The organism is Mesorhizobium qingshengii (genome assembly GCF_900103325.1).
Classification (GTDB): Bacteria; Pseudomonadota; Alphaproteobacteria; order Rhizobiales; family Rhizobiaceae; genus Mesorhizobium; species Mesorhizobium qingshengii.
Map to the genome: position 1 here is coordinate 1 of NZ_FMXM01000049.1, position 10,540 is coordinate 10,540.

General features: G+C 60.0%; 10 protein-coding genes and 1 pseudogene. 8 read left to right on the forward strand and 3 right to left on the reverse strand.

Going from position 1 to position 10,540, the window contains the following annotated elements:
• Positions 1–877: 877 nt before the first annotated feature.
• Positions 878–1,135, forward strand: a pseudogene (locus tag BLS48_RS36935) (ISKra4-like element ISMet1 family transposase); the annotation flags it as partial.
• A 665-nt stretch (positions 1,136–1,800) separates the two neighbouring features.
• Here BLS48_RS36935 and BLS48_RS33375 read toward each other — a convergent pair.
• Positions 1,801–2,637 carry a TIM barrel protein gene (locus tag BLS48_RS33375; protein ID WP_038655311.1) on the reverse strand — a complete coding sequence of 279 codons (837 nt, stop codon included), beginning with the start codon at positions 2,635–2,637 and terminating at the stop codon, positions 1,801–1,803.
• Between the two features lie 337 nt (positions 2,638–2,974).
• Entirely contained in the window at positions 2,975–4,006 is a 1,032-nt protein-coding gene (locus tag BLS48_RS33380) for a LacI family DNA-binding transcriptional regulator (protein WP_038655565.1), read from the reverse strand.
• A 153-nt stretch (positions 4,007–4,159) separates the two neighbouring features.
• On the opposite strand from BLS48_RS33380, the gene BLS48_RS33385 reads away from it, so the two are divergent.
• The 7 genes from BLS48_RS33385 (at position 4,160) to BLS48_RS33415 (ending at position 10,193) form a co-directional block, all read left to right on the forward strand.
• The gene (locus tag BLS48_RS33385) at positions 4,160–5,269 is read left to right on the forward strand and encodes a fatty acid desaturase family protein (RefSeq protein ID WP_051727032.1); all 1,110 of its coding nucleotides are present in this window, start codon (positions 4,160–4,162) and stop codon (positions 5,267–5,269) included.
• A 78-nt stretch (positions 5,270–5,347) separates the two neighbouring features.
• A complete protein-coding gene (locus BLS48_RS33390; RefSeq protein ID WP_038655314.1) occupies positions 5,348–5,662 on the forward strand; it encodes a MocE family 2Fe-2S type ferredoxin in 315 nt (104 codons plus the stop codon).
• Positions 5,663–5,667: 5 nt separating this feature from the next.
• Complete coding sequence (locus BLS48_RS33395; protein ID WP_084791876.1) at positions 5,668–6,897, forward strand: NAD(P)/FAD-dependent oxidoreductase; 1,230 nt, start codon at positions 5,668–5,670, stop codon at positions 6,895–6,897.
• Between the two features lie 21 nt (positions 6,898–6,918).
• Positions 6,919–7,719: a 3-methyl-2-oxobutanoate hydroxymethyltransferase gene (locus BLS48_RS33400; RefSeq protein ID WP_038655320.1), complete on the forward strand. Its 801-nt coding sequence runs from the start codon at positions 6,919–6,921 to the stop codon at positions 7,717–7,719.
• Positions 7,720–7,755: 36 nt separating this feature from the next.
• Complete coding sequence (purU, locus tag BLS48_RS33405) at positions 7,756–8,604, forward strand: formyltetrahydrofolate deformylase (protein ID WP_091586570.1); 849 nt, start codon at positions 7,756–7,758, stop codon at positions 8,602–8,604.
• A gap of 28 nt (positions 8,605–8,632) precedes the next feature.
• On the forward strand, positions 8,633–9,532 hold the full coding sequence (gene folD, locus BLS48_RS33410; protein WP_038655326.1) for a bifunctional methylenetetrahydrofolate dehydrogenase/methenyltetrahydrofolate cyclohydrolase FolD: 900 nt from the start codon (positions 8,633–8,635) through the stop codon (positions 9,530–9,532).
• Between the two features lie 295 nt (positions 9,533–9,827).
• Positions 9,828–10,193, forward strand: coding sequence for a MurR/RpiR family transcriptional regulator (locus BLS48_RS33415; protein WP_240565221.1), 366 nt, complete (start codon positions 9,828–9,830; stop codon positions 10,191–10,193).
• Positions 10,194–10,259: 66 nt separating this feature from the next.
• On the opposite strand, the gene BLS48_RS33420 is transcribed toward BLS48_RS33415, so the two are convergent.
• Positions 10,260–10,540, reverse strand: a 281-nt coding sequence (locus BLS48_RS33420) for an ATP-binding protein (protein WP_167365349.1), incomplete at its 5' end; no start/stop codon positions are given.

Genomic DNA, 10,540 nt, shown 5'->3' on the forward strand with positions numbered 1-10,540 from the left:
GGCGACATTTGTCGCCGAGAAGTCCGGATCGACAAAAGCGAGGAACGCCTGCGCGATGGAGACCTTGGCCTTTCGATCGGTGATGGCAAGAAGATCATGGCCGCCTTGCAGAACGCGGTCGTGACCCAGGAGGCTGAGACCTATGCCCTCTTTCGACGGGTCTGCCCGGATTGCCACACCTTTCGGCCAGTCAAGGACTATACGACGCGCCGCATTCGAACGGTCTTCGGCGCTGTGGAAGTTCGCAATCCCCGGTGGATGCTGTGCCGGGATTGCCACCCAGGGATAGTCGACGCGTTCGCGCCGCTAAAGGAAATCTGTCCGGATCGGGTAACTCCCGAGTTGATGGAACTGACGGCGCGACTAGCGAGCACGATGCCGTATCGGCAGGCCGCCAGCATACTCGCCAAGTTTCTACCCATTGAGCCGACTGAGACGCATGCAACTGTACGCAAGCGGACAATTAGAGTTGGCGAGCGGCTCGACGAGCAAATCGCGGAGGAAGCCTGGTGCGCAAGATTGCAGATCGATGAACGGCGATGCGGGCGGCCGCTACTTCGCCACCAGCAACACCGACCAACCCGCGATACGGGATCGAACCCTTCATGCTCTCCGGCGAGAGGGGTATTGCGGCTTTGGCGATGTGACGGTGATTTCCGACGGCGCCGAAATCCTCAAGCGGCTACCCCGCGCGATGCCGAGGCCGACCACACACATCATCGACTGGTTCCACATCGCCATGAAGGTCCAGCCGATGCAGCAGATCGCCGATCATATGGCTCGATCCCGATCGGGTCTCTCTGAAGCGCTTCCTGCAATCGACCGTGACATCAGAGCGGTGAAGTGGCGCCTGTGGCACGGACGCTTGGATCGAGCGATCCGCAACCTCCAAGACATTATTACGCGATTGCTTCCGTTGCGAGGGGCTGGAGATCTGTCGGCCGCGCGTCTCCATACCCTCGGTTCGCAGCTCTTCACCTACATCCGCTCGAATCGCAGTGCCATCATCAATTATGGAGCCCGATATCGGACAGGCCTTCGCGTCGCCACGACCCTTGCCGAGTCGGCGGTCAATTCACTGGTGGCCAAGCGCATGGCGAAGAAGCAGCAGATGCGGTGGTCTCAGCATGGCGCCAGCTCGAAATGCAGCTTCCTGGTGATCGACGGAAAGAGTTCGTCATCAGCATCGATACGGCTCATGTTCGCAGCGCCGATCCAAACTCAGCTCGAAATTTCGAGATCGTCGTAGCCCGATGCGGCCGCGGCGGGCGGGGAGTAGTTGGACGGGACCTGCGGCCTTTGCAGCGGCAGAAGGCCTAAATAAGTTTCAGAGATTTAGCCTTCTCGATCGCCTCGGAGATCGAGGCTACGTCAAGAAACCTCAACGCAGTGTTCAGGCGCAACTGAATTTCATGCGCGCTCTCGCCTTCAATCGCAGCTACGTCGTCCAGGCTTTTACATCGGGACATCCATAGCAGGCATATTGTTTCGTTCGTCGAGAGTTTCATGTCACCGAATTTGATCCTTAATACGACTATGGAACTCTAGGCATTCGCCGTGGGACCAGCTTTTCAACATTGAGGTTCGAGACTGCCGCGCTATTCGACCACCTCTCTCTTGCGGTCCCTTCAATCACAGCCACTCGTTACCTGCACGAAAAACCGCGCCGCCGCTTGCCGCGCCGACATGCCTCGTCCGAAGCCTTCAAGACCCGCGACCGAGATCACTGGACGTGCTCTAGTGAGTCACCGAACCACATGTGCGAGTCCTGGGTGCAAACGCCGCACGCTACCACCTTGATCAGCAGCTGACGCTTGTCCGAATGAAATCCATGCTACGTTCCAGTGCTGCAGCCGCATTCTCTAGCGAATGAACCTCGGGGGAAAATGGTTCGTATGAGAACGCACCCGCGTAGCCGCGACGGAGCAAAGCGCGGATCTGGTCAATACTGCCGAGTCTGTCCCGTGCATCGACCAGAACGCGGTGGCCATCCTGCATCTCTTCGGTGTTCAACGCTGGATCGACGACACCGGAAATGTGGACGATGCCCGTGTACTCAGGGAAGAATTCCTTTTCAGCTGCAAGGTGATGATGAAAAGTGTCGTGAACGAGCTTGTAGCGTGCCTTGCCTCCAACGGCCTCGATTGCAGCGATCGCGTCGGCCTTGTGGCGCAATGACGAAGTGATGAAGCCGAGCGGCTCGATCAGCGCAATCAGCCCCGCTCTATCCAGTAGCGGAAGGATCTCTCCCAGCGAGCGGCGCAACGCCTCGTCACGCCCACCTGCAGCATAAGTCGGCGCATCATTTCGCGGGATCAGGCTGATAGACTCAGCACCAGCTTCTTTGGCTTGGTCGATCAGCAACTGCACTTTGGCGCGCATGGGATCGGACCAGGCATTGAAGCCGTAGGCTTCCGACAGACCGAGGAGCCGCAGCCCCTTGGAGCGTGCATAAGCACCGATTTCGGCGGGCGCTTCGCCGTCGAAGAACACGGCCGTCGACAACTTCTTGTCCGCAAGGTCGTTACGGAGTTCGACGCCGGCGCAATTTAGAGCGGAAGCCAGGTCTAGAAACGCCCGGCTGTCGAGCCTTGGCGTCGCCATATGATTTAGTGAGAAGTCGATTTGTGCGGTCATGACATATCACCTGTGCTGAAGGGGATCGGCAAGAGGGGCCCAAGCCACCGCTTCCCATCGATTTGAAAGATGAGCGCCGAGCGTGGACCTTCCCGATCTGCGAACCATGCCTCTGGCAAAAGCGCGAAGAACGCCTCCGGCGCAGCGACGGGGCCAGCATATGGTTGAGGGCAAAGGCAAACGGTTCGGCCGCGGCAGGCACGAGATTCCTCCGAAATTGCGTTGTTCGCGCGCGTGCGCCCCACACTCCGCTCCAATCGACCGCTTGCATGATAGAGTCAACTGCGATGACAAGTGGCATTCTATCATCTCTGGTAGATTCTATCGCACAGCGGTTTCAGATGTTCTCAGGCAGATGGATATCGAAAGGCAGGAACGTCTGTCCGGGCGCGTTGGCGGCTCCGTCGCTGATCGCATGCGCCATGAGCTCTACCAGCTCCCGGGACAGCCTTTCCAAAGGCGTTGCGATCACCATGGTCGCCATATTATCCGTCAGCGCCCCGCGCGATTCTGGTGTGATTTCATTGCAGACAACAACCGGCGGATCCGTCGGCCTGATCGCTCTCACCGCCGCGATTGCGCCTTCCATGCCGCCGCCAGCGACATAGCAGCCAACCAGGTCCGGGTGCTGCTCAAGCAGGTCGACCATCGCCCGATGCGTCAGTTCGCTGGTCTCAAGATTGACCAAGGTCTCCAGCACCTTGAAGTCCGGGGCGTGCTCACGAAAATAGGAACGAAGCCCGATTTCACGCAATTCCTGACCGTGAAAGCGATGGCTGCCCACGAACACTGCGACCTCACCCGGCCGCTTCGCACATTTGGCAATCATCCAGGCAGCGGTGCGCCCTGCCTTGCGATTGTTGAGGCCGACATAGCCTTCACGCACACCTGCGGCGAAGTCAGACAGCAGCGAGAACACAGGGATGCCCCGCGCCTTCAAAGCCTCCACGGCGGCGGTGACCGTCGGATGATCCGGGCTGACAAGGGCGACCGCCTGCGTTTTGCCCGCCAAGCGGTTCAATTGCGCCACAATATCCTCCGGTGACTGGCTCGCCCAGAAGTCGACGATCGGAACACCTCGGAACCGGGGCGCCTGGGCAGCTGCGGACTCCAGTTCGCGTGCAAACTCCTGATAGAAATGCTGCTCGGGCTTCTGGAGAAGGAAGCCAAGCCTGTATTCCGGGAGGTCTTGGCGAATGCGCTGCTTGATCAGGCTGGTGGCATGGTAGCCAATGGCGCTTGCGGCCTCGTAGACCCGCCTTGCGGTCTCCTCGCGAACGGGATGCCTGGAATTCAGCACGCGGTCTACGGTCGCGACGCTGACTCCCGAAGCCTGTGCAAGATCTGAAATCGTGGGTCGCTTGGCCAACGGCGCGCTCATCATTTTTTTCATGCGGTCGGTGGATGATAGTAAATGATAGAAAATATTGCAAACACATTGAGTGGAATGCAGGTGTTTGATATTTTCCAGTCAATGACCCTGGGGCTGATGGAGCCCCGGTCTCACCTCGGAGAGGCCATGATGAACGCGACCGTTGCGGCCGATGACTATCGGCCGACGAAGAGAGATTACAGCCTGATCGGGCGCGACGCTCGGCGGGCTGTCGAGATCGGCCTTTCGGCCGCGGAATGGTACCACACCGATGTTCCGCGCAAGCAGATGAAGGAGCTGATGAAGCGCGACGACGGCCCTGCCATCCGCGACACCATGATCTGGCTGGGCGTCCTCATCCAGAGCGGCGCGGGCGGCGCTTTGCTCTGGGGCAGTTGGTGGTGTGTTCCGTTCTTCCTGGTCTACGGCGTCCTCTATGGTTCCTCCACCGACTCCCGCTGGCACGAATGCGGCCACGGCACGGCCTTCAAGACGCAATGGATGAATGACGTAGTCTACCAGATCGCCTGCTTCATGATCATGCGCAATCCGGTGACCTGGCGTTGGAGCCACACACGCCACCATACCGACACCGTCATCGTCGGGCGCGATCCCGAGATCGCCGTCATGCGCCCGCCGGATCTCGTCCGCCTCGTCTTGAATTTCTTCGGCATCCTGGATGCCTGGCAAGCGATGATTGACATGGTCCGCAACGCATCCGGTCGATTGAGCGCGGCAGAACGGACGTTCATCCCAGAAATGGAGCAGTACAAGGCAATCCGCGTGGCCCGCATATGGCTGGTGATCTACCTCGCCACCATCGCACTCGCGGTGTATCTCGGCTCGCTGCTTCCGTTGATGCTGATCGGCCTGCCGCGGCTTTACGGAGCGTGGCATCACGTGATGACCGGCCTGCTTCAGCATGGCGGGCTTGCCGACAACGTCACCGACCACCGGCTGAACAGCCGCACGGTGCTGATGAACCCGGTGAGCCGCTTCATCTATTGGAATATGAACTATCATGTCGAGCACCACATGTTTCCGATGGTGCCGTACCATGCGCTGCCGAAGCTGCATGAACTGATCAAGCACGATCTTCCGGCACCGACGCCGTCGATCCTGGCAGGCTATCGCGAGATGATCCCGGCGTTCCTGCGCCAGCTACGCAACGAGGACTATTTCATCAAGCGCGAATTGCCGCCAACAGCGCAGCCCTACCGCGAAGAGTTCCACGCCGAGGGCAAAACCACGGCGGAATAGCATCTCCCAAAGAGCGCCGGCGGCAGCCATTTCGCCGCCTCCAAATTGAACCCCAACAAAAAACACAGGGAGATAACCATGACGGAATGGATCCAAGCCTGCGATGCGGAAGACGTTGAACAAGAGGACGTGATCCGCTTCGACCACGCCGGGCGGACCTTCGCCATCTATCGCAGCCCAGACGACGATTATTTTGCCACCGACGGCCTGTGCACGCATGAGAAAGTTCATCTCGCAGACGGGCTTGTGATGGACGAGATCATCGAGTGCCCGAAGCACAATGGCCGCTTCAACTACAAGACAGGCGCCGCAAGGGGCGCACCGGTCTGCGTCGACCTCAAGACCTATCCGGTCAAGGTCGAGGCCGGCAAAATCTTCCTCCAGCTCGGGTGACGGCGATGAGTGATGGCATCGTCATCATTGGCGCAGGCGAATGCGGCGGGCGGGCGGCGCTTGCGCTGCGCGATCTCGGCTTCGACGGCCCGGTGACCCTGGTCGGCGATGAGCCGCATCTGCCCTATGAGCGGCCGCCGCTGTCGAAAGACGCGATGACCAGCGATGCGCCGGCGCTGAAGGCCATCACCAGCGACGAGATTCTGGCCGAGAGATCAATCCGGCATTTAAGCTCGGTTCAGGCCGTCGCGATCGACCGCGCCGCGCATGCCGTGCGCCTATCGGACGGCTCGGCCCTCCCTTATGACAAGCTGTTGCTGACGACCGGTTCCCTGCCGCGCAAGCTGTCGATGCCGGGTCTTGGCGCGCGCTGCGTCTATCTCAGAACCTTCAACGACGCTCTGGCCATTCGCCCCCATCTGCGCCCTGGCAACAGCATTGCCATCGTCGGCGGCGGCTTCATTGGCCTCGAACTCGCCGCCGCGGCGCGCAAACTGGGTGCTGCGGTCACTGTCATCGAGGCGCAGCCACGCATCCTGATGCGCGGCGTACCGGCCGAGATCGCTGAGATCATTCATGAGGCACATGTCGCGGAGGGCGTGAACATCCTCTGCGGCGAAGGCATCGCCGCAATCGCCGACGACGGCGCGGAGGTGTGTTTCACGCTTGCCGGCGGGCAGGACATCGTTGCCGATCTCGCGGTGATCGGCATCGGCGCTGTGCCGGTGATCGGGCTTGCCGCAGAGGCGGGGCTGACGATCGACAATGGCATAGCGGTCGATGCCGAGCTTCGGACAAGCGATCCGGATATTTTCGCCGCCGGCGATTGCTGTTCCTTCCCGCTGGCGATCTATGGCGGACGTCGTGTCCGCCTTGAAGCATGGCGCAACGCCCAGGAACAGGGTGCGCTTGCGGCCAGGAACATGCTTGGGGCAGAGGAGAGCCACGTCGCGGTGCCGTGGTTCTGGTCGGATCAATACGACCTCAGCCTGCACATCGCCGGTCTTTCCGACGAGGGGCGCACGGTTGTTCGCCGCGATCTCGGCAACGGCACCTTTATCCTATTTCATCTTGCCGAAGACGGAAGGCTGGTCGCGGCGAGCGGCATCGGTCCCGGTAATGCTGTCGCGCGCGACATACGACTGGCCGAAATGCTGATCGCCAAACACGCGCGGCCCGATCCACTTGCGCTCGCATCGATCGACGTACGTCTGAAAAATCTGTTGGCGGCCTGACCGCACGAGGAGAGAGAACCGATGAGCCGAAAGAGGCCGACGGTCGCGGACATCCGCGCCATGAAAGGCAAATACCAGTTTACGATGCTCCGCGTTGAGACTTTGGAGGAACTGGAAGCCGCGGAGAAGGCTGGCATAGACATGGTGTCAGTCCCGCCGGAGATGATACTGCTCCCTCATTTCCGCGAAATTGCGCCAAGCATCTTCGCCGTGCCCGGCGTCAATTTCTTCGAGGTCGGCACCGCGGACGATTTCGTGCGTTGGGCATTCAAGCTCTACAAGGCGAGTGCGGACGCCGTCTATTGCAGCGCCAGTCTCGCAACGGTCAAACGGCTTGCCGATGAAGCCATCCCCGTGATCGGCCATGTCGGCCTGATACCGTCGCGCGCGACCTGGACGGGCGGTTTCAAGGCAGTTGGCAAGACCGCCGAGAGCGCCCGAAAGGTCTTTGAGGCGGTCAAGGCCTATGAAGCGGCCGGCGCCTTCGGCGTGGAAGTCGAAGTCGTCCCGTCGGAGGTTGCCTCTGCCATCAGCGAACGCACAGCGCTGGTCCTAGTCGGCATGGGCGCCGGAACCGGCTGCGACTGCCAGTATCTCTTCGCCGACGATGTTCTCGGCCAAAACCGCAAACATGTGCCGCGCCACGCCAAGACCTATCGCAACTTCGCCGCCGAATTCGACCGCCTGCAGCGTGAACGCATCGCCGCCTTCTCGGAATTCGCGTCGGATGTCCGTAGCGGCGCCTACCCCGAGCAGCGCCATACGGTGGGCATTGAGCCCGACGAGCTGCGGCTCTTCGTCGAGAGCCTTCCATCCGCATGATCTCACCCATCCTTTCGCTTCCAGGATAGACAAACCATGACAGATACTTTCGTTCTCAGCCTGTCCTGCGACGATCAGCCGGGGATCGTCGCAGGCGTCACGACCGAGCTTGCCGCGATCGGAGCCAACATCGCCGAAAGCAATCAGTTCTGGGACCGGCAGTCCAACCGCTTCTTTATGCGTATCGCGTTTACAGCACCGGTCGGCGCAACGAAGGACGACCTCGAGCGCACTTTGAAGTCGCCCGTCGAGCGCTTCGGAATGAAGCTCGCCCTGCACGATCAGGCGAGGCGACCGAGAATCATCATCATGGTCTCCAAGTTCGACCATGCGATGTTGCACCTGCTCTACCAGATCCGCGTCGGGTGGCTGAACGCCGAGGTCGTGGCGATCGTTTCCAATCACGATGTGAGCCGCCGAGGCGGTGAACTGGAAGGCATTACCTATCATTGCTGGCCGGTCTCGAAGGACAACAAGATCGCCCAAGAGGAAAAATTGCTTGGCTTGGTCCGCGAGACAAATGCGGAATTGGTTATCCTGGCCCGCTACATGCAGGTGTTTTCAGATAACCTCTCGAAGCGGCTCTACGGCCGCGCCATCAATATCCACCATTCCTTCCTGCCCAGTTTCAAGGGCGCAAAGCCCTATCACCAGGCTTTTGACCGCGGTGTGAAGCTCATCGGGGCGACGGCACATTATGTGACCCCTGACCTCGATGAAGGCCCGATCATCGATCAGGAAACGGAGCGCGTCTCCCACGCCATGAGCGCTGAAGATTTCGTGGCGGTTGGCCGCGATATCGAAAGCAGGGTGCTAGCGCGCGCCGTCAAGCTCCACCTGGAGTCCAGGGTTATGCTCAACGGTCACAAGACGATCGTCTTCTGATTCTGAATATTCTGTTTGGAGGAACTCGATGCAACAGCTCATCGATGGGAAAAACGTTGCCGATGACGTCGTCGCGACGGTCAAGGGCCTGACGGCCGATCTTGCCGCGAAGGGGCATGGCAAGCCAGGTCTTGCCGTTGTCCTAGTCGGCAGTGACCCGGCAAGTCAGGTCTACGTTGCATCGAAATCTCGCGTCGCCAAAGAATGCGGGTTTCACTCGGTCGAGTGCACGTTGCCTGCCGATACCACCGAGGCGGAAGTATTGAGGATCATTCGCGGGCTGAATGCCGACCCCGCAATTCATGGGATCCTCGTGCAATTGCCCTTGCCGTCCCATATCGACGAGGGCTCGGTTATCCAGACCGTCGCACCGGAAAAGGATGTGGACGGGTTTCATTTCGTCAACGTCGGCAAACTCGGCACCGGCGAACTGGACGATGCATTCGTACCGTGCACGCCGGCCGGCTCGATGCTGCTCATCGAACGTCTCCACGGACGGGACCTGTCTGGCCTCAACGCCGTGGTGATTGGTCGTTCCAATATTGTCGGCAAGCCGATGGCCAACCTGCTGCTTGCTGCAAACTGTACGGTTACCGTCGCCCACAGCCGAACGAGAAATTTGCCGGCACTCGCCCGCACGGCCGACATCCTGATCGCCGCAGTGGGGCGGCCGGAACTGGTGAAGGGGGATTGGATCAAGCCCGGCGCGACCGTCATCGATGTTGGCATCAACCGCATTCCCGCACCCGAAAAGGGCGATGGCAAGACCCGCCTCGTTGGTGACGTGGCTTTCGCAGAGGCCGCCGAGGCGGCTGGTGCCATCACACCCGTTCCCGGCGGCGTTGGTCCAATGACCATTGCCATGCTGATGGGTAACACCATCGCATCGGCCTACCGTGTCGCGGGGCTCGATCGACCGACGCTGTAAAGGGCTCGTTTTTTTATCACGACCCTTGCAGATCCCAACTAGATGGTCCTCCCAGCTGTGAGTTAGCGTTCTTCAGCTGGTTCGAACCAGATCGAGAACGGTCGGTAGGTATTTCCACGGCGTTGTAGGGTTGCGGACCGGCATTCGGGAAGACCACGAGTCCCCAAGCCGATGATAGCAAAAAGACTGCCCGCCTGAGGGCCATCTGCGCGTATTCGAGGCTGTCATCCACTTAAGGCTGGCAAAACCGGCGCCAAGCAGTCATAATGCAATGAAAATTGCGGATCTGGGCGGAATGCACGACATCGAAAGGTCGGAAAATTACGAGGATCTCATCCGGCTGATCCACGAACGGTACGATGACATGAGCAAGTCGTACCAGAAAATCGCGCTCTACCTCACTCAGAATCCCAACGATGTGGCAGTGCTCTCCGTCAACGCCACCGCGGACCGTTGCGGCGTGCATGCGTCAAGCTTCGTGCGCTTTGCTCAAGCGCTCGGCTATGACGGCTTCAAGGAACTCCAGGCGTTGTTCCAGAAGCGCCTGTCAACAGCCGCTCCCGGCTTCGAGGCGCGCATCAAGGCGTTGGAGACGGAACTCGGCTCCCGCGCCGACCGCAGCGAACTCAGCTTCCTGCGCGACTTGGTAGTGCGCTGTTGATTTCCGCCGAGAACTGACCCGGGATTTTCGCCGAGAAGTGACCCGCCTTCATGTATGGTTTGGGTCTCAGGCTTTGGTCAAGGTGGGTGCTTTCTCCTTCTTTGTGGCAGGGGTCTGGGCCGAGCTGTTCTTGAAGCGGAAGCTGTCGTTTCCAGTCTCCAGGATATGGCAATGATGGGTGAGGCGATCGAGCAGCGCCGTCGTCATCTTGGCATCGCCGAAGACGGTAGCCCATTCGCTGAAGCTTAGATTGGTGGTGATGACGACGCTGGTGCGCTCGTAGAGCGTGCTCAGCAGATGGAACAGCAGCGCACCGCCTGAGGCGCTGAAGGGCAGGTATCCGAGTT

Excerpts from the sequence above, each read along its gene's own strand:
- BLS48_RS33375 (WP_038655311.1), bottom strand. The coding sequence starts at position 2,637 with ATGACCGCACAAATCGACTTCTCACTAAATCATATGGCGACGCCAAGG.
- BLS48_RS33385 (WP_051727032.1), top strand. The coding sequence starts at position 4,160 with ATGAACGCGACCGTTGCGGCCGATGACTATCGGCCGACGAAGAGAGAT.
- BLS48_RS33390 (WP_038655314.1), top strand. The coding sequence starts at position 5,348 with ATGACGGAATGGATCCAAGCCTGCGATGCGGAAGACGTTGAACAAGAG.
- BLS48_RS33395 (WP_084791876.1), top strand. The coding sequence starts at position 5,668 with ATGAGTGATGGCATCGTCATCATTGGCGCAGGCGAATGCGGCGGGCGG.
- BLS48_RS33400 (WP_038655320.1), top strand. The coding sequence starts at position 6,919 with ATGAGCCGAAAGAGGCCGACGGTCGCGGACATCCGCGCCATGAAAGGC.
- purU (WP_091586570.1), top strand. The coding sequence starts at position 7,756 with ATGACAGATACTTTCGTTCTCAGCCTGTCCTGCGACGATCAGCCGGGG.
- folD (WP_038655326.1), top strand. The coding sequence starts at position 8,633 with ATGCAACAGCTCATCGATGGGAAAAACGTTGCCGATGACGTCGTCGCG.
- BLS48_RS33415 (WP_240565221.1), top strand. The coding sequence starts at position 9,828 with ATGCACGACATCGAAAGGTCGGAAAATTACGAGGATCTCATCCGGCTG.